21 protein-coding genes and 1 tRNA gene are annotated in these 16,419 nt (G+C 64.6%); 10 read left to right on the top strand and 12 right to left on the bottom strand.

Annotated elements, in window-relative coordinates; translation table 11 throughout:
• Nucleotides 1-681: 681 nt before the first annotated feature.
• Nucleotides 682-1,035 (bottom strand): helix-turn-helix domain-containing protein, encoded by a 354-nt coding sequence (locus CFB39_RS13375; protein ID WP_089473346.1) that lies wholly within the window; start codon nt 1,033-1,035, stop codon nt 682-684.
• Nucleotides 1,036-1,175: 140 nt separating this feature from the next.
• On the opposite strand from CFB39_RS13375, the gene CFB39_RS13380 reads away from it, so the two are divergent.
• The 4 genes from CFB39_RS13380 to CFB39_RS13395 all read left to right on the top strand — a co-directional run bounded on the left by CFB39_RS13380 (nt 1,176) and on the right by CFB39_RS13395 (nt 3,130).
• Nucleotides 1,176-1,571, top strand: a complete 396-nt coding sequence (locus CFB39_RS13380) for a hypothetical protein (protein ID WP_089473347.1) — start codon at nt 1,176-1,178, stop codon at nt 1,569-1,571.
• A gap of 65 nt (nt 1,572-1,636) precedes the next feature.
• Entirely contained in the window at nt 1,637-2,089 is a 453-nt protein-coding gene (locus CFB39_RS13385; protein WP_089473348.1) for a hypothetical protein, read from the top strand.
• Between the two features lie 419 nt (nt 2,090-2,508).
• Nucleotides 2,509-2,585: transfer RNA gene (locus tag CFB39_RS13390), tRNA-Met, on the top strand.
• 212 nt (nt 2,586-2,797) lie between these two features.
• Nucleotides 2,798-3,130 carry a hypothetical protein gene (locus CFB39_RS13395; protein WP_089473349.1) on the top strand — a complete coding sequence of 111 codons (333 nt, stop codon included), beginning with the start codon at nt 2,798-2,800 and terminating at the stop codon, nt 3,128-3,130.
• A gap of 54 nt (nt 3,131-3,184) precedes the next feature.
• On the opposite strand, the gene CFB39_RS13400 is transcribed toward CFB39_RS13395, so the two are convergent.
• Nucleotides 3,185-3,925, bottom strand: a complete 741-nt coding sequence (locus CFB39_RS13400; RefSeq protein WP_089431554.1) for an SDR family NAD(P)-dependent oxidoreductase — start codon at nt 3,923-3,925, stop codon at nt 3,185-3,187.
• A 115-nt stretch (nt 3,926-4,040) separates the two neighbouring features.
• Here CFB39_RS13400 and CFB39_RS13405 point away from each other — a divergent pair, with 115 nt between their 5' ends.
• On the top strand, nt 4,041-4,655 hold the full coding sequence (locus tag CFB39_RS13405) for a TetR/AcrR family transcriptional regulator (RefSeq protein WP_089473350.1): 615 nt from the start codon (nt 4,041-4,043) through the stop codon (nt 4,653-4,655).
• Between the two features lie 29 nt (nt 4,656-4,684).
• On the opposite strand, the gene eco is transcribed toward CFB39_RS13405, so the two are convergent.
• The gene (gene eco / locus CFB39_RS13410; protein ID WP_089473351.1) at nt 4,685-5,185 is read right to left on the bottom strand and encodes a serine protease inhibitor ecotin; all 501 of its coding nucleotides are present in this window, start codon (nt 5,183-5,185) and stop codon (nt 4,685-4,687) included.
• A 144-nt stretch (nt 5,186-5,329) separates the two neighbouring features.
• Between eco and CFB39_RS13415 the strand changes: the two genes are divergently transcribed.
• Nucleotides 5,330-5,644, top strand: a complete 315-nt coding sequence (locus CFB39_RS13415) for a hypothetical protein (protein WP_089473352.1) — start codon at nt 5,330-5,332, stop codon at nt 5,642-5,644.
• Nucleotides 5,645-5,827: 183 nt separating this feature from the next.
• On the opposite strand, the gene CFB39_RS13420 is transcribed toward CFB39_RS13415, so the two are convergent.
• Nucleotides 5,828-6,229, bottom strand: coding sequence for a hypothetical protein (locus CFB39_RS13420; RefSeq protein WP_011352835.1), 402 nt, complete (start codon nt 6,227-6,229; stop codon nt 5,828-5,830).
• Nucleotides 6,230-6,346: 117 nt separating this feature from the next.
• Here CFB39_RS13420 and CFB39_RS13425 point away from each other — a divergent pair, with 117 nt between their 5' ends.
• Both CFB39_RS13425 and CFB39_RS13430 read left to right on the top strand, forming a co-directional pair.
• On the top strand, nt 6,347-6,727 hold the full coding sequence (locus CFB39_RS13425; protein WP_039368496.1) for a DUF5594 family protein: 381 nt from the start codon (nt 6,347-6,349) through the stop codon (nt 6,725-6,727).
• A 159-nt stretch (nt 6,728-6,886) separates the two neighbouring features.
• On the top strand, nt 6,887-8,254 hold the full coding sequence (locus tag CFB39_RS13430) for an MFS transporter (RefSeq protein WP_089473353.1): 1,368 nt from the start codon (nt 6,887-6,889) through the stop codon (nt 8,252-8,254).
• A 30-nt stretch (nt 8,255-8,284) separates the two neighbouring features.
• On the opposite strand, the gene CFB39_RS13435 is transcribed toward CFB39_RS13430, so the two are convergent.
• The 3 genes from CFB39_RS13435 to CFB39_RS13445 form a co-directional block, all read right to left on the bottom strand.
• Nucleotides 8,285-8,878, bottom strand: a complete 594-nt coding sequence (locus CFB39_RS13435) for an AAA family ATPase (RefSeq protein WP_089473354.1) — start codon at nt 8,876-8,878, stop codon at nt 8,285-8,287.
• Nucleotides 8,871-10,292, bottom strand: coding sequence for an alpha,alpha-trehalose-phosphate synthase (UDP-forming) (gene otsA, locus CFB39_RS13440; protein WP_089461477.1), 1,422 nt, complete (start codon nt 10,290-10,292; stop codon nt 8,871-8,873). The genes CFB39_RS13435 and otsA overlap by 8 nt, the downstream gene beginning before the upstream one ends.
• Before the next feature lie 138 nt (nt 10,293-10,430).
• Nucleotides 10,431-10,637 (bottom strand): hypothetical protein, encoded by a 207-nt coding sequence (locus CFB39_RS13445; protein ID WP_089473355.1) that lies wholly within the window; start codon nt 10,635-10,637, stop codon nt 10,431-10,433.
• A 288-nt stretch (nt 10,638-10,925) separates the two neighbouring features.
• On the opposite strand from CFB39_RS13445, the gene CFB39_RS13450 reads away from it, so the two are divergent.
• Together CFB39_RS13450 and CFB39_RS13455 are read left to right on the top strand one after the other, a co-directional pair.
• A complete protein-coding gene (locus tag CFB39_RS13450; protein WP_089473356.1) occupies nt 10,926-11,477 on the top strand; it encodes a hypothetical protein in 552 nt (183 codons plus the stop codon).
• A complete protein-coding gene (locus tag CFB39_RS13455; RefSeq protein WP_089473357.1) occupies nt 11,474-11,968 on the top strand; it encodes a hypothetical protein in 495 nt (164 codons plus the stop codon). The genes CFB39_RS13450 and CFB39_RS13455 overlap by 4 nt, the downstream gene beginning before the upstream one ends.
• 212 nt (nt 11,969-12,180) lie before the next feature.
• On the opposite strand, the gene CFB39_RS13460 is transcribed toward CFB39_RS13455, so the two are convergent.
• From CFB39_RS13460 to CFB39_RS13480, 5 genes are all read right to left on the bottom strand, one after another.
• Nucleotides 12,181-12,870: a hypothetical protein gene (locus tag CFB39_RS13460; RefSeq protein WP_089473786.1), complete on the bottom strand. Its 690-nt coding sequence runs from the start codon at nt 12,868-12,870 to the stop codon at nt 12,181-12,183.
• A gap of 74 nt (nt 12,871-12,944) precedes the next feature.
• Complete coding sequence (locus CFB39_RS13465) at nt 12,945-13,460, bottom strand: tetratricopeptide repeat protein (RefSeq protein WP_089473358.1); 516 nt, start codon at nt 13,458-13,460, stop codon at nt 12,945-12,947.
• 32 nt (nt 13,461-13,492) lie between these two features.
• Entirely contained in the window at nt 13,493-14,098 is a 606-nt protein-coding gene (locus CFB39_RS13470) for a hypothetical protein (protein ID WP_089473359.1), read from the bottom strand.
• A 600-nt stretch (nt 14,099-14,698) separates the two neighbouring features.
• Nucleotides 14,699-15,127 (bottom strand): hypothetical protein, encoded by a 429-nt coding sequence (locus CFB39_RS13475; RefSeq protein ID WP_144030255.1) that lies wholly within the window; start codon nt 15,125-15,127, stop codon nt 14,699-14,701.
• The gene (locus CFB39_RS13480; RefSeq protein ID WP_218829806.1) at nt 15,127-16,410 is read right to left on the bottom strand and encodes a PAAR domain-containing protein; all 1,284 of its coding nucleotides are present in this window, start codon (nt 16,408-16,410) and stop codon (nt 15,127-15,129) included. Before CFB39_RS13480 ends, CFB39_RS13475 begins: the two co-directional genes overlap by 1 nt.
• Between the last annotated feature and the right edge of the window lie 9 nt (nt 16,411-16,419).

The following is a 16,419-nucleotide window of genomic DNA, read 5'->3' on the forward strand; positions in this document are numbered from 1 at the left end:
CGCGCGGACGCAACATGCACCACTAGCTCCCTGCAATTTGCGACGCCTTCGCGCTGGACCTGCCGCTGCCTTGCGTAGATGGTCGCAACCAAGCGACCTTAGATCAGCTGCGATTCGCAGTCTGACGACACGGTGCGATTCGTCTAGCACACCATACCGACGATGCGATCTAACACGCTACCGTCCACTCATCTACAGCTATCGCACTCGGGATCGATCGCCTATGCATGCCGGGCTAACTTGCTTGCGCTGCCAGCCTCACACTGCGACACATTGCGATTGCAGAGGACGCGAATTTTCATTGCACACGATCTGCACATCGCGCGCGTAAAAATCACGTTAACGCCAAGAAAAATATGGAAAGCGAAGTAGTGCAGGATAGGCTTGCGCCGGTTTTGGGCGCCATGCACATGGAACTCTACGCGCACCATTGATAGGTCGAAGCAGTGAGGCTCAATTGTCGGTATGGGCAGCATGTACGCCGCCGACTCACCATGACGGCAACTGAGAGCGTCTGGGTCCCACGTCCATTTTGATTGCGCCGGTGTAGCGGTGGCTGCGGCACGAAGTCGCGCCGAACCGGCAGCGAACGGTGTGTGCGGCTCCGACCGCCGACAAGTTGCAGTCAGGGAGGCGTCCCCATATTCGCCCGCCTCGGCCAGTTACATCATCACGTTGCGATCAATTGTCCTCGGTGCCGTCCGACTCCCCCGACACGGGTCCGTTAATCGCGTCGACCAGCGCCAGCACGCCCCTCTTCTCCCGACTCTTCAGTTCTCTGAAGCCTGCGAGAAGTCGCTCCTCCTCATCGGCAAGCCGGAGCGTCGCAGGATTTGACGTTTGACCAGTCAGCAGATACTGAACATCAACCCCGGCCTCTGCAATTCCAACCAGGTAGTTGGCGTCCGGATACCGCAAACCCTTCTCATAGTTGGACTGCGCCTGTTTTCGAACGCCACCAGAGTTGCCCAATTCGTCCTGCGTCATACGCAGGCGCCGCCGCTCCTGCTTCAGACGCAGCGCAAAGTTATCCAAACGTGGATTTTCATTTCACATATACGTTTTTGTTGACTAGCGTGATGAGTACACGATCGAGCTTCGACGTTATCGCGTGCAGGAAAATTCGACTGCATACGCCCCGAAAAAACAGCAGTCCTTTTGCTGGAGTAGATGCTATGTCATTCACCTACGAAATCTGCGGCACCTTGTCCGTCTTCGACAATTTTCGGCACAGTCACGCACAACAGTTCGCCGAGAGTATCGCGAACCCGGCCGATGTCTATTTCGCGACCGATGCCGTCACGCACTCTTTCATGACCCGCATTCGCGGTGCGCTCACCGACGACGAAGCGGAGTCGGTCGAAGACACACTGGAAGAATTCTCCCAAAAATGGGCGCGGACCGGCGCCATCTTCAAACGCGTGCGGTATGGAGAGCCGTCGTTCGTTCCCGTCGGCCTCGCCGAACACGTCGAGCTGCTTGAGGAACTCGCCTACGAGCACCTGCAACTGGAGGCCTTCCTGCGGCGCCAAGCGCAGATTCTGGACAGGTTCCGGCAGCCAGCACCCTGACACACACGACTTGATACGCCATTACCGACCGCGGACCTAGGATAACCGAATCAGCTGAGGATACGATGGAAGGACCAGCACGCTACGTATTGTCGGGTGCACTGCCCGTCCAGGACGATCTGGAAGACGAACAGCTCGATCGGGTGTCCCGACATCTAGGCGGTATCGCGACGGTGTATCTGAGGCACGATGAAGTAGCACACGCCGTCTCGCTGCGCATCTCCGGCACGCTGATGCGTGACGACGTGCGCTACATCGAGCAGCGTATCGAGCGGTTCGCCGAAGAAAACGCCCGCGCCGCTGCGATTCTACTGAGCGAGTGGAACTGCGAAACGAGCGAGCTCGTCGTGGGCATGAACTGGGACGCCCAATGCCTGATCCGGCTCGGCGCAGTACAGGAACAACTCGGGAAGCTCACCGGACGGTACTTCGACTTTCTGCTGCGACTTGAACCACCCGACGCTCCCGCCCACGGCAGCCCACTCCTGTGCGTCTCGGTCGGGACCGGCAATGAATAGCATGTCGACAGATGAGCAGATTTGGGCCGCAATATGCCCGCGGCATCTTGCGTCGCGACGAGGCGGGTTTGGGCCAACGGCAGAATGTGCCGAGCATCGTCCTGCCCGAGCCCTCTACAGATCACCCCTGGGGGTATTTTTGGGGGTATTTCTTCAAAGGTTGCCGGCTATTCCCATAGCCGGCGGACCGGCATGAATTCTGTCGGGGGACCAGCCATCCTCATGGCCTCATCCACTTTCCCACGATCCAATACCGCAACGGCGGCGACGAAAAGCGCCTGACGTCGAAGCGGATCGGGAAGCATCGGCAGCCAATCTGCACGCCGGATCTCGCGCTTGTTGAAGGTGAGCCGCCGACTCCATTCGACGTAATTCACCAATCGATTGACTCTCCACATCAGCCCTAGTACACTTCGCGCCGCGGGGTGGAGCAGTCTGGCAGCTCGTCGGGCTCATAACCCGAAGGTCGTAGGTTCAAATCCTACCCCCGCAACCAATACCGAAGCCCGCTCTGCGAAAGCAAGCGGGCTTTTTGCTTTCCGCATGCACTGCTGCGTGAGCACCGACGGGCTGCGATGCAGACAAATCGCAGAACATTCAGCCCCAGGCATCCCCTGCGACACACGATCGCATCTCACCGGATCGCCACGGCCCTGCGCCACATATTGCGTAGAATTCCGAACCTTCTTCAGCATCCGGACTCCCGCAATGATTCGAGCGATCGCGGCACTCGCCGCGCTTTCAGCGATGACCGGCACGGCAAACGCCGCCGACACCCTTACCGCACCCGCGAAGCCGCGCTATGTCAGCCCCGGCATCGCCAACATCACGAACGCTGCAGCCCCGCACGCGGAAAACTCCTCCCCCGACGCACGCTGCCGTGAACTGGCCGCCGGGATCGACGCCGTCACGCACGCCCCCGACCGCGGCCAGAAGGTCGTGCGTGGAATGGGCCCGGACGGCAAGCCGCGCAACGAGCTGCGCGCTTACGACAAGCGCGCCGATCTCGAAACCGAGCATCACCGGCTCGGCTGCCGATAACGAACGCCACGCCGCCCGGTCGAACAATCACGCCGGGCGTCGGCATTCACGCACTCACGCGTTCGCACCACCATCGATCGTCAACCCGGTCCCGTTGATCGACCGCCCTTCCGGCCCGACGACGAACGCCACGAGCGCCGCGACGTCGTCTGCCTTGCCGTACTGCGGGATCGCCATCCGCGAACGCTGCGCACCGGCATGTTCGCCATCGGCCGGATTCATGTCGGTATCCGTCGACCCCGGATGCACGATATTGACCGTGACGCCGCGCGGGCCGAGATCGCGCGCAAGCCCCTGCGTCCAGCCGATCAGCGCGGCCTTGCTCGCCGCATAGAGGCTCATCCCCGCATCGGGCACGCGCGTGGCGAGGCAACTCCCGGTCGACACGATGCGCCCGCCCTCCCCGAGATGCCGCGCCGCCGCCTGCGACGCGACGATCACCGCGCGCACGTTCACGTTCAACGTCGCGTCGATATCGTCGAGCGTGAGGTCGTCCAGCGCGCCGGCCCGGAAAATCCCCGCGTTGTTGACGAGAATGTCGAGACCGCCGAACGCCTCCGCCGCACGATCGACCGCGTCGCGCACGGCCACCGGATCGGCGCTGTCGGCCTGGATCGCAACGGCGCGGCGGCCCAGCGCCTCGATGCCGGCCACGACGGCCTGCGCCCGCTCCGCCGATTTCTCATAGGTGATCGCGACGTCCGCGCCCTCGGCCGCCAGCCGTTTCGCGATCGCCGCACCGATGCCGCGGCTGCCGCCCGTGATGAGTGCACGCTTGCCCTGAAGTCGATTCATGTCGGTTCCTTTCCTCATTTATGTAACGACCGACACAGAATGTGGCAAGTTGCGCGACACAGTCAATTGATTTAATTTATCGATCGATACAGAAATCGATGAAGGAACGGACGCAATGGCTGAACGGGGCCGACCGAGAAGCTTCGACAAGGAAGCGGCGCTGGATCGCGCGATGGAGGTATTCTGGCGCCTCGGCTACGAAGGCGCGTCGATGGCCGACCTGACGGCCGCGATGGGCATCGCGTCGCCGAGCCTGTATGCGGCGTTCGGCAGCAAGGAAGCGTTGTTCCGGCTGGCGCTCGAGCATTACAGCGCGACGGAGGGACGGGAAATCTGGGGCGGCGTCGAACAGGCCGGCAGCGCGCACGACGCCGTACGGAACTACCTGATGGATACGGCACGCGTGTTCACGCGGCGGTCGAAGCCGGCCGGCTGCCTGATCGTGCTGTCGGCACTGCATCCGGCCGAGCGCTCCGATACGGTTCGGCAAACGCTGATCGCGATGCGCGAGCGCACGGTCGAGAACCTGCGCGAACGCCTCAGGCAAGGGGTCGCGACCGGCGAGATCACGGCACAAGCGAACCTCGATGCAATCGCGCGGTACTACGTGACGGTCCAGCAGGGGATGTCGATCCAGGCGCGCGACGGTGCGAGCCGTCGCGATCTGGAGGCCGTCGCGCAAGCCGCGCTGGCCGCGTGGCCAGCGCTCGTCGGTATGGGCGGCGCGTAGCGGCAGGACGCCGCGGCCGCGCCGTAACGTTACTGTTTTGCCGCGTGTTGCACGTCCTTCGACGCATGCCACGCGCGATAGCGCACCTCGAAGCCGTCCGGCACATAGACGACGAGCGGCAGGCGGCTGTTGTAGCGCAGCAGCTGGCCGTCACCGCGTACCTGCACGAACCGTTGCTGCGGCGCCTGGCCCGGGCATGCCATCAGCGTCGAGGCCGGCCCCTTCACGTCGGTGAGCTGGTAGTACGTATAGCCCCAGCCCTTCACGTCCTCGGCGGTCAGCTCGCCGCCGAACCACTGCTGGTTGCAGTCGGTCTGCAGCGTCTTGCCGATCATCAGCTCGACGCGCGCATCGCCTTCGTTCTCCAGCGCGGGCAGCGCGATCACGACGCGCTGCTGGCCGGCCGCCGCCTGCGGAAACATCTTGATCGACTCGGCCGTCACGGCGGGCGCCGAAGCGGGCCCCGCCACGCAGGCGGCGGCTGTCGTCACGCAGAAGGCGGCCAGTGCGGCCCGGATCGCGAATTTCATCGATGTACTCCTGAAAAACAAAATGAGCCCCGGATGCTAACACTTCCGTCACACGACCTTACGCCGCTGTAATTTGACGACACAATTGCAAACAGCTGGCAATCCCCTTGCGCGGTACTTATACGGGAACCAACGGAGAACATCATGCTGAAGCTCATTGCGGCCGCCGGCGCCGCCACCCTGCTGGCCGGCTGCGTCGTCGCCCCGGACGCCGGATACGGCTACGGCTACGGGCAGCCCTACTATTCCGATCCCGGCTACGCGTACGCCCCGTCGCCCGTGTACGGCACGGTCAATATCTGGGGCGGTGGCGGCGGACGCGACTGGGATCGCGGCCGGCGCGACTACCATCGCTGGGACGGCGATCGTGGCAACCGCGGCAACGGCTGGGGGCGCGGCGGCGGCCACCGCGGCGACTGGAACGATGGCGGCGGAGGCGGCGGCGGCCATCGCCACTGACGCGCATTTGCAACCGTTTGTATCCGCGTGCCGCGCGCCAGGATGGCCGACGCGTCACGCAGACGAACGGACGGCCGCGCAAACGACGAAGGCCCTCGCATGAAGCGAGGGCCTTTTTGTCGTTCGGTGCGGTGAAGCGAACGGCGCCACCGCCGCCTGCTCACGCTTCGCGCGTCAGCCTGCTCACCAGCCGGCCGGCTGCGCGTAGCCGCCTGAGACGGGCGCGCCGCACACATACGCGCGCTGGTAGCGGTCGTAGCAATAGTTCGGGCCGTCGTCCTGGTACTGCGCCTGCTGGTAGGTCGGATACGCAGGCTGCTGGTACGCGGGCGCCTGGTAGTACGTCGGCGGCTGATAGGCCGGCGCCTGGTACGCGGGCGCCTGATACGCGACGGGCGGATTCATCGCGGACGTCACGATTGCGCCGAGCACCGCGCCGCCGATCAACGCGCCGATGACGGCGCCACCGTCGCGGCCATGCGCGGACGCCGGGCCTGCCACGGCAAGCGAACCGGCGAGGACACACACTGCGGCAATTTTTTTCATGATGGACTCCCACGCGAAGTGGTACTGGATGCGATGCATTGTGGCGGCTCGCGGCCGTAATAGATGCAGCAAGTGGTAACGCGCGATTACCGGTATCACGCCCATCGAAATGCACCGTCGCCGTGCTACGATTTTCGGCATACAGGAGACGCCGTCATGCAGCCGGAAACCGCCCGCCGTTTCGATACCGAATTCGCCCCGCGCATCGCACAGGCAATCGCCGCCTTCTTCGCCGAACACGTGCTGACCGACGTCGTCCCGTATGGCGGCCACGGGCACCCGACGCGCGTGCAGATCCGCAGCGCGCCGCACGAGCACGTGAGCGGCTTCGACCATCCGCTGAACCTCGAACTGACCTGGGACACCGACGAAATCGAGCGGCTGATGGAGCCGGACGGCCCGCAACGCTTCGAGCACTACCTCGCCGCGCTGCCGAAAAAGCTGGGTGCATGGCAGAGCGCGCGCGACATCGATCTCCTGTCGCGCACGCAGGCCGACCCGCTCGTGCGGCTCGGCGGCCTCGACTTCGAAGGCTGAGCGCCGGCGTCGCGCGATGCGGCCCGGTGATACACTCGACCGGCCCCGCTCCGGTGCAGTTGCGCCGGCCGGGCCGCTCATCGCCGCCTCCACCCTTGCGCATGGTTGCGCACGCAACCGGCAACCGGGCGCGCGGACAACCACGCCTCTGCTCCCGCCATGAACGCCGATACCGGCCTGCCGCTTCCGCAACGCTACTGGGCGATCGTCTGCGTCGCACTGGGCATCACGCTCGCCGTGCTCGACGGCGCCATCGCCAACGTCGCACTGCCGACGATCGCGCGCGACCTGCACGCATCCGACGCCGCCTCGATCTGGATCGTCAACGCGTACCAGCTCGCGGTCACGATCACGCTGCTGCCGCTCGCGTCGCTCGGCGAGCGCATCGGCTATCGCCGCATCTACATCGCGGGGCTCGCGCTGTTCACTGCCGCATCGCTCGGCTGCGCGCTCGCCGGCTCGTTGCCGATGCTGGCCGTGATGCGCGTGATCCAGGGCTTCGGCGCGGCCGGCATCATGAGCGTCAACGCCGCGCTCGTGCGGATGATCTACCCGTCGTCGATGCTCGGGCGCGGGCTGTCGATCAATGCGATGGTAGTGGCGCTGTCGTCGGCGATCGGGCCGACGGTCGCGTCCGCGATCCTGTCGTTCGCGTCGTGGCCGTGGCTCTTCGCGGTCAACGTGCCGATCGGCATCGCCGCGGTATTCGGCAGCGTGCGTGCGCTGCCGGCCAACCCGCTGCACGACGCGCCGTACGATTTCGCGAGCGCGGTAATGAACGCGTGCGTGTTCGGGCTGCTGATCACGGCCGTGGACGGGCTCGGCCATGGCGAAAGCCATGCGTACGTCGCGGCCGAGCTGGCCGTCGCGTTCGTCGTCGGCTACTTCTTCGTGAAGCGCCAGCTGTCGCAGCCGGCGCCGCTGCTGCCGGTCGACCTGATGCGCATCCCGATGTTCGCGCTGTCGGTCTATACGTCGACGGCGTCGTTCACGTCGCAGATGCTCGCGTTCGTCGCGCTGCCGTTCTGGCTGCAGAACTCGCTCGGCTTCTCGCAGGTCGAGACGGGCCTGTACATGACGCCGTGGCCGCTCGTGATCGTGTTCGCCGCGCCGCTCGCGGGCGTGCTGTCCGATCGCTATTCGGCCGGCATCCTCGGTGGGATCGGGCTCGCGCTGTTCGCGGCCGGGCTGTTGTCGCTCGCGACGATCGGCGCGCACCCGGGCACCGTCGACATCGTGTGGCGGATGGCGCTGTGCGGTGCGGGCTTCGGGTTGTTCCAGTCGCCGAACAACCGCGCGATGCTGTCGTCGGCGCCGCGCGAACGCAGCGGTGGCGCGGGCGGCATGCTGAGCACCGCGCGGCTGACCGGGCAGACGCTCGGCGCCGCGCTCGTCGCGTTGATTTTCGGACTCGTGCCCGATCGCGGGCCGACGATCGCGCTCTATGTCGCCGCGGCATTCGCGGCGGTGGCCGCGGTCGTCAGCATGCTGCGCATCACGTCGCCGCGGCCGGACACGGCGACCTGACACATCGCTCGCCGTCCTCGCTCCCGCCCGTCATTCCGCGTCGAGCGCGTCCGTCACGAAGCGCACGCGCGCCTGCACGCTGTCGCGCGGCAGTTCGATCAGCCGGTAGCCATATGACGTGTAGCACTCGACCATCGCGTCGTAGGTGCGCACGGCTTCCGCGAAATCCTGCCGGCGCTCGGTGTCCTGCGCATAGATGTCCGGCCACGGCGGCGCGATGAACACGCGCCGGTGGTAGCGGAAACGGCGGGCCGCGGCTTCCGCATGCGCGGGCACCGCGAGCCCTGTCAGCCGTAGATAGCCGACCACGTCCGGCACGCCGCGATCGAAGAACACGGGCCCGCGCGCGTGGCGCGCAAGATCGTACGAGCGCATCTCCCAGCTCAGCATCAACTCGGCGAACGCCGCCGGGTCACGCCACGGCAACGCCTGGCCGTCGATCGCCATCTGGTCGCGGATCACGCCGCGACCGGCTTCCTGCGAGCGCGCGAAACCGGCGCGTTCGAGCGCGTCGAGCAATGTGCTCTTGCCCGAGCCCGGGCCACCGGTGACGATAAAGAAGCGGCGTGCGGCTTCCTCGCCCGCATCGTCGGCGGCGCCGGGCGCCTGCACGACCTCACGCATGCGCAACCCGCCGGCCCGCGCGCCGCGTGACCGACGCGGCCGCCGCGACGCTGCGCAAGTCGGCGACGAACGTATCGCGCCAGACCGACAGGTCGTTCGCGCGCAGCCGCGCGAGGTTCTCCTCGTGGCGCGCCTGCCGCTCCGCGAGCGGCATCGACAGCGCGCGCTCGAGCGCCTCGGCCATCTGCGACAGGTCGTACGGATTGACGAGGAGCGCGCCGGTCAGCTCGGCCGCCGCGCCCGCGAACTCCGACAGCACGAGCACGCCCGGATCGGCCGGATCCTGCGACGCAACGTACTCCTTCGCGACGAGATTCATCCCGTCGCGCAGCGGCGTCACGTAGCCCACCTGCGACATCCGGAAGAACGCCATCAGCAGGTTGCGCTCGTACTTGCGGTTCAGGTACTGGATCGGCGTCCAGTCGAGCTGCGAGAAGCGGCCGTTGATGCGGCCCGCCTCGCCCTCGAGCGTTTCGCGGATGTCCTGATAGGTCTTCACGTCGGAACGCGTCGGCGGCGCGATCTGCAGGAGCGACACGCGCCCCTGCCAGCCCGGCGCGTTCGCGAGCATCCGCTCGAACGACTGGAAGCGCTCGACGAGCCCCTTCGAATAATCGAGGCGGTCGACGCTCATCACCAGCTTGCGGCCGTCGAGCGCCTCGCGCAGCATCTTCACCGGCTTGCGCGTGCCATACTGGACGGCCGCCTGCGCGATCGCGTCGGGATGCACGCCGATCGGATAGGCGGCGACCTTCACGACGCGGCCATGCGCGTGCAGCATCCCGTCGTCGCTTGCCGCGCCGATCCCGCGCCGCTCGATGTAGTCGGTAAACGCCTGCTTGTCGGCCTCGGTCTGGAAGCCCGCGACGTCGTACGCGCACATGAACTTCACGAGCTCCTCGTGCGGCGGCACGAGACGCAGCATGTCGGGCGACGGAAACGGGATGTGCAGGAAGAAGCCGATCGGGTTCTTCACGCCGAGCTCGCGCAGATAATGTGCGAACGGCAACAGGTGATAGTCGTGCACCCAGATCAGGTCGTCGGGGCGCAGCAACGCGGCGAGCTGCTTCGCGAGCATCGCGTTCACGCGCAGGTAGCCCGCGTACTCCTGACGGTCGAAGCGCGCGAGATCGCCGCGGTAATGGAACACCGGCCACAGCGTCGCGTTCGAGAAACCGCGGTAGTACTGGTCGTAGTCGCGGCGGGTCAGCCCGACCGTCGCATAAGTGACGTTGCCGTCCCGCTGGATTGCGGGCGCGGTGTCGGATGCGTCGACGATCTCGCCGTTCCAGCCGAACCAGACGCCGCCCGTTTCCTTCAGCGCGTCCATCACGCCGACCGCCAGGCCACCCGCGCTCGGGCGCGTGTCCTCGCCGGCGGCGACACGGTTCGATACCACGATCAATCTGCTCATGCGACTTCCCCTCCTCGATTCGATTGGCTGGCGCGCGACGCACGCCAAAGCGGGCGCGGCGGCCCGAAGGCGGCCGCGCGGCGACTCAGTTCCGAGAATTGCAATGAAATACGGCGGTGGAATGCGGCTACGACGGAATCACGCGTCCTGCTCCTGACCGAGGTCGCGCTGATAGTCGAGCCCTTCCGGGCGGGCACCGCCCTGGTTGTGATCGCCGTCCGACGGCGTGTCGTCGGGCGCGCCCGGCGGCGCCGATGGCGCGTCGGTCCGCGGACGCGGGCGGTCCTCCGGACGGCCGGCCGCCGCGTCGGGCGACCGAGGTGACAGCCGTTTCGAACGGCGCATAGCTGGGTGTCTCATATGCGGTGCGGCCCGAGGCCGTCGTAGAAACATTCCATCGCACAACAGTCTAGGTCGCCTGATCGCATCCGAAGGTAACAATTACCTTCAATTTGTAACGTTTCGACCCCTCCGCAAGCATCTATCCGACAATAACGCCGCTCGCGCGCACGCGGCCTGCCGCACGGCGATTTGTCAAAGCTTTGCAGTTTTCCTATGACAATTGCGAAACAATGACGCGGCATGACGGTGTGCATGCCACGCCGCTCACCCAGACAGGACTTGCACTCAGGGATGAACATTCGTTTCGAATCGCCGCGCCGGGCCACGCCGGCGCGCGTCGTGCTGGCCGTGATCGCCACGGCCGCACTGCTGTCCGGCTGCAACTCGCTGTACAGCGAAGGCGCGACTGCCGGCGCCGGTATCGCGGGCGCCGCGATCGCCTCCAAGGTCACCAACAACGCCGCCGTCGCGACGGGCATCGGCCTCGGCGCCGTCGCCGGTGCGCGGGCGGGTGTCCAGTACTCGCAGCGGGTCGCGCACCGTTACACCCAGGAACAGATCGCGAAGGCTGCGGGCCCGCTCGACGTGGGCGGCGTTGCGCCGTGGTCGACGCACCACTCGTTCCCGATCGAGGACGACGAGCAGGGTCGCGTGACGGTCAGCCGGATGATCAGCATCGGCCCGCTCGACTGCAAGGAAATCGTGTTCGCGGTCGATACGCCCGCGAAACCCGACAAAGCCGCGCAATCGTCCTTCTACGTCGCCACGATCTGCCGCGACGGCCCCGTGTGGAAATGGGCATCTGCCGAGCCGGCGACCGAACGCTGGGGTGCGCTGCAATGAGCGTCGCGCTCCGTATCGCGGCCATCGGCACGCTGTGCGCGGCAACGGCCACGCTGTCGGGCTGCGGGTCGGTCGGCGCGGCGAGCGGCGCCCTCGCCGGCGCGGCGACGGGCCTCGTCACCGCGAACCCGGCGGTCGGCGTCGGCGTCGGGATTGCCGTGCAAGCGGCGACCGACGAAGCCGTCAACCGCACGATGAAGCAGCTTCATCAGAACCAGCAGGACGCGATCGCGAAGGTGGTCGGCAGCCTGGCCGTCGGCGAAGTGAAGCCGTGGAAGGTGAAGAACACGCTGCCGCTCGAAAACGGCGAAGGCGAAGTGCGCGTCACGCGCGCGTACGCGTCGGCGCTCGCGATCTGCAAGGAATTCGCGTTCTCGGTGAAGGATGGCAACAAGGCCGACTGGTATTTCGCGAATGCGTGCCAGCAAGGTACGCACTGGAAGTGGGCGTCGGCGGAACCGGCGGTTGACCGGTGGGGGAATCTGCAGTAAGCGTGCGATACGCCGCGCATGACGCGCGGCGTCCTCGCCGTTCTGCTCAGCTGCAGCCGGCGGTCATGACGTGGACGCGCGCAGCGGCGTCAAGCTGCCCCATCGTCCGGGTTGCAGGCCAGGCGCTTCGGCTGTCAACCAATCGAGTCAACCGCCGAGAATACGACTTGCCAATCCGGGCACTTCGGTCATCGGCACGTGCGTCAGCCGGGCTATCCGATCGATGCGCCTGTCCGTTGATTGAACGCAGCCCGCATGGCATCCGGGCCGATCATTTCCATTCGACTCAGCTCGGCGAGGACCGCCGCAAGTATGCCGTCGACCTCGGGATCCACCGCTCTCATCTGCTTCAGCAACGCAGGCCGAAAGGCGTCATCTTCATTGATTCCCGACTCCCCCGTCTGACGCCGGGCACGATACAGCACGCCTACCCAATAGCGAATGCGCTCGTTTGCACTCCATCCCGCATAGGTATTCGAGAACGTTGCTTTTTCGATCGCTTGCCGAACGACTGTCTCGGGATCGGCCAGAAACCGCATGAAGAATATCTGTTCGCCGACGGCAAGCTTCGACGAAGTCACGGGATCGTATGCGGTATAGGTTTCGTAACGAACGTCGGTAGCGGTCTCGAGCCGATTGCCGACTTGCACCCGGATTCCATCCCGAAGAACGATCTGCCGCTCCATCGGAAATCGTGCTTCGCGCTCGCTGCGTGTCAGCAAACGCCCCGATTGCGGCGAAAACTCGACTTCATGTTGACGACCGATTTTCGCGTCGACGTGCCAAACAATGATCGTTTGGGACTCAGCATTCTCGAGCGCCTCCAAAAAAATTGCCTCGGGAATCAACGCCGTCAACGCTGAAGGCAGTGCGGAGTACGGCAACGCGTCACGTTCCAACATCACGACGCCCCCCAAGCATTTTTCCCGGATAGTTGCAGGCCGGATACGGCAAACTTCGCACCCGGCGGCAGCCGTTACGCACGCGCGCGAAGCTGCGCCACCCTGTCCTTGATCTTCGCGGACAACGCGTCATCAGGATTGTAGGTCAGGCACTTCTCCAGGTCGGCGATCGCCGCCTTGATATCGCCCAGCGTCTCATAAGCCCGAGCGCGATTGAAGTACACGAAAGGCTGATCGGGGTTGAGCGTCAGCGCCTTGTCGAAATAATCCAGCGACTTCTGGTAGCCGCCGCCTTCGAGGAAGATCGTCGCGAGCGTGCAATACGCCGACGCGTCCGTGTACCCCAGTTCGATGGCCCGGTTCAGGTCGTTCAACGCAAAATCCGTCTTCTTGATCATCGCGAAAGTCGTGCCGCGGTCGGCATACGCCGCCGCGTCTTCCGGCGCGATTTTCAGGATGTCGCCGTACAGCCCGAGCGCGTCCTCGATGCGCCCCTGCGACACGAAACCACGCGCCCGCATGCGAATCGGTGAAAAATCGGGATTTTTGTCGGTCATTCCATTCAGCTCCAAAAACTTCGTTCCTTCCATTATCCGCTTCGCCGTCCGTAAGCCGCCCGGGTTCAGGGAACCGATTTCTCGATGAGCTCTTTCAGGTAGCGCTCAAGCACACTGAACCGGACAATCGACGCGTTTCGCCTGGTTGGATGCGGACCCGCCGCAGCTTTCACGGCTTCCGGGAGATCATCCCTCAACCACAACTCGGGCATCTGCACCCGCGCGTACGATTCACCGTCAATTTCCTCCAGGACCATGTGGCCGCGCCATGGATATTCGTTGAACACGCCGGCCACCTGATGGACGAAGAGCAACGCCCGCTCCCCGATCTGGAGCGGTACGTTCCCCCACGTCGCAGGTCCGCTGTAAAACTCGAACTCCGTCCCGAGACGATCCGGCGTGATGCCCTTTCCGCAGGAATAGATCTGCTCTATTTTTGCTCGGAGTACGTGCGGACTCGGTGAATCGATGACGGACACGAACACCAGGTCGTGCATTCTGACAGCGGCGGAATAAAGGCTTTCGCACACATTCATAAGATTCAATTTCCCGACGTCCGAGGCGACCTGGAAACGTTGCACAGTTATAGTAGTTTTCGCGCCATTCGCCAGACTTGGGCGGCCATTGACATCGAATGTCATCCATCGGCCCATGCGCAACCAGATCCTCATGCGCCGCCAGTATCGATTCGTACTGCGCCTGCATGGCCGGGTATCTTCCGCTCATACGAAGTCGGTGGAAGGCCGCCACCACCGCGGATAGCCAACGGATTTCTCGCAATCGTGACGAATGCATCCTGTCCTGTAGCAACGACTCCGGGGTCGCTCGATCCCTTCAGGTCGGTGAACACTTCCACCGCAGACGCGTCTCCCGGTGCGGGTCTGAAGCCCCATATCGTCCTTCTGCCGTCGAATGCGCTGTACTGGGAGTTAGCGTCGTCGGTGAAGGACGGCGGACGAGGTCGACTGGCATTTCGCAAGTGCGTGCCAGCGCGGCGCGCACTGGAAATGGGCGTCGGCGGAACCGGCGGCCCCTGGGGGAGAGAATATGCAGTAGCGGTGCGATGCGCGGCGCTGACAAGCGCGACGCACGCGGATGCCGGGCCGCACGAGCCTGTCAGCCATTTCGTATTCAGGGCACTGCATGCTCTCAAGGAGCATCCAAGCGTCGCAAGCCGAATGCCAATCCGCAGACCTACCGGTCAATCCCGCCAACGCACATCGTCGCGCCTGAGTCAGAAAAACGACACGAAACTCGGGCAGGCATCATATCTAGCGGCTCCAGACATCAATCAGGGATCGCTGCAGTTCCTTGTTTTTGGTCAGGCTCGCGATATACGCGAAATGGTCCTCGTCTTCATCGAGTTCCGGCAGATTCGGATCAAATGTTTCATCGCCAACCCACCAGGCGGGATAATGAATCGTATCGCCATCGATGGAAAAAGTCGTCACCCCACGCTGGAAGTCGTGTTCGTACTTCACGTTGCGCCCAAGATCCGCGAAGTTCCAGCGCCTTTTGTTCCATTGAAGATAAAGCTGCCGATCCGCCGCGAAGACGGCAACCTCCTGGCCCTCGACAGCGATGTAATTTCCCCGCGCCACATATCCGTCTCCGGCCAACGCGGAAAACACGCCCGTCTCCGTATCCAGTTCCATGAACCTCGACGGATGATTGATCACGCCGAGTTGCACGTTCTTCATCATTCTCCAACCTTCGCGATGCCAGTAAGGATGTCCATTGTAGGGTTGCTTCGCGTTCCCGCAGCAATCACCCCCTCCGGGCTGCCATATTTCTGAAGCAGCGCTTCGTAAGTCGGCCCATACTTGTTTCCGTACTTCGCCATATTGCGCTCATACAATACCGGCAGCTTCTCCTCGGCGTATTTCGACATCCGGGTTTGATTTCGCATGTCGACGATCTGCCGCGCGATACTTTCTTCGCTGGCGCCGCTGCCGCGCATGTCGGATACCCATGCCCCCTCGTCGGCCAGGCCTTGATGATATTCCAGCCGTACGTTCCGGGCATTGGCGACTTGCTCCGGATTCGTCCAGTCGACCGGCCACTTGGGTGCGGCAAACTCGGATCCTTCTACCGGGGTGTACCCGTAAACACCCTTCGGATTGCTGACGAGGTCCTCAGGCAACGAGTGAACCACGTAATCGAAGGGACTCGTCGCACCGGCCTTGGGCAGTCCGCCTGCAAGCGCATCTGCAGCGGCCTCCCCGGCGGAGAGTTCGCCTGCAACGGACGCAGCGCCTTTTGCGCCGCCCACGAGCCCGGCTCCCTTTGCTGCCCCGGCCCCACCTAGCAGACTTCCGCCAAGCATCGACCACTTCTGCCCGTCTGACCCTTCGCCGAACACCTTGCCGCCAATCCACGAGCCGACCTCTCCGCCGACGAACCCGCCGGCCGCACCCAGAATCGCAATCGCCGGCCCGGCGAGCACCGCAGTCGCCGCCACGCCGACAGCCAGCATCGTCCAGTTGACCCACGCCGGAATCTCGGGATTGTACTCACCGACCGCCGGGCCGCCGATGAACACGTTCGGCGATCCGTCGTTGATCAGCGCGCCGCACATCATCCGGTCTTCCTTGCGGCTCGCCGGCTGGCTGTTGATGAAGACCGTCGACGAACCCTGCGCGACCACCTGCGGCGGACCCGCGTGGTCGCTGCACAGGCCCAGGCTCAGGATGGCCCGCATCGCCGCGCGACTGTTGATGAAGACGTTGGGCGAGCCTTTTATCAGACTTCCCGTGACGTGTCGCGGCGCCCACGACATCGTGCCCAGCACTTCGCCAAGGCCGCCGCCCGCGGCAGCACCCGCGGCGACTGCAGCGACCACCGTCAACGCGGCACCGCCTGTGGCGACCACCGCCACCGCGCCGATCACCGCACCCGCGATCAACCCGGCGATCATCCATCCCTTGGATGCCGTATGCGCAATCGGATCGCCGAGTCGCGCAGCAGCAAGCAATGTATCCACGCGCGCTCC

It is taken from the genome of Burkholderia sp. AU6039 (genome assembly GCF_002223365.1).
Classification (GTDB): domain Bacteria; phylum Pseudomonadota; class Gammaproteobacteria; order Burkholderiales; family Burkholderiaceae; genus Burkholderia.

Excerpts from the sequence above, each read along its gene's own strand:
- CFB39_RS13380 (WP_089473347.1), top strand. The coding sequence starts at position 1,176 with ATGTCATTCACCTACGAAATCTGCGGCACCTTGTCCGTCTTCGACAAT.
- CFB39_RS13385 (WP_089473348.1), top strand. The coding sequence starts at position 1,637 with ATGGAAGGACCAGCACGCTACGTATTGTCGGGTGCACTGCCCGTCCAG.
- CFB39_RS13395 (WP_089473349.1), top strand. The coding sequence starts at position 2,798 with ATGATTCGAGCGATCGCGGCACTCGCCGCGCTTTCAGCGATGACCGGC.
- CFB39_RS13400 (WP_089431554.1), bottom strand. The coding sequence starts at position 3,925 with ATGAATCGACTTCAGGGCAAGCGTGCACTCATCACGGGCGGCAGCCGC.
- CFB39_RS13405 (WP_089473350.1), top strand. The coding sequence starts at position 4,041 with ATGGCTGAACGGGGCCGACCGAGAAGCTTCGACAAGGAAGCGGCGCTG.
- eco (WP_089473351.1), bottom strand. The coding sequence starts at position 5,185 with ATGAAATTCGCGATCCGGGCCGCACTGGCCGCCTTCTGCGTGACGACA.
- CFB39_RS13415 (WP_089473352.1), top strand. The coding sequence starts at position 5,330 with ATGCTGAAGCTCATTGCGGCCGCCGGCGCCGCCACCCTGCTGGCCGGC.
- CFB39_RS13420 (WP_011352835.1), bottom strand. The coding sequence starts at position 6,229 with ATGCATCGCATCCAGTACCACTTCGCGTGGGAGTCCATCATGAAAAAA.
- CFB39_RS13425 (WP_039368496.1), top strand. The coding sequence starts at position 6,347 with ATGCAGCCGGAAACCGCCCGCCGTTTCGATACCGAATTCGCCCCGCGC.
- CFB39_RS13430 (WP_089473353.1), top strand. The coding sequence starts at position 6,887 with ATGAACGCCGATACCGGCCTGCCGCTTCCGCAACGCTACTGGGCGATC.
- CFB39_RS13435 (WP_089473354.1), bottom strand. The coding sequence starts at position 8,878 with ATGCGTGAGGTCGTGCAGGCGCCCGGCGCCGCCGACGATGCGGGCGAG.
- otsA (WP_089461477.1), bottom strand. The coding sequence starts at position 10,292 with ATGAGCAGATTGATCGTGGTATCGAACCGTGTCGCCGCCGGCGAGGAC.
- CFB39_RS13445 (WP_089473355.1), bottom strand. The coding sequence starts at position 10,637 with ATGCGCCGTTCGAAACGGCTGTCACCTCGGTCGCCCGACGCGGCGGCC.
- CFB39_RS13450 (WP_089473356.1), top strand. The coding sequence starts at position 10,926 with ATGAACATTCGTTTCGAATCGCCGCGCCGGGCCACGCCGGCGCGCGTC.
- CFB39_RS13455 (WP_089473357.1), top strand. The coding sequence starts at position 11,474 with ATGAGCGTCGCGCTCCGTATCGCGGCCATCGGCACGCTGTGCGCGGCA.
- CFB39_RS13460 (WP_089473786.1), bottom strand. The coding sequence starts at position 12,870 with ATGTTGGAACGTGACGCGTTGCCGTACTCCGCACTGCCTTCAGCGTTG.
- CFB39_RS13465 (WP_089473358.1), bottom strand. The coding sequence starts at position 13,460 with ATGGAAGGAACGAAGTTTTTGGAGCTGAATGGAATGACCGACAAAAAT.
- CFB39_RS13470 (WP_089473359.1), bottom strand. The coding sequence starts at position 14,098 with ATGAGGATCTGGTTGCGCATGGGCCGATGGATGACATTCGATGTCAAT.
- CFB39_RS13475 (WP_144030255.1), bottom strand. The coding sequence starts at position 15,127 with ATGAAGAACGTGCAACTCGGCGTGATCAATCATCCGTCGAGGTTCATG.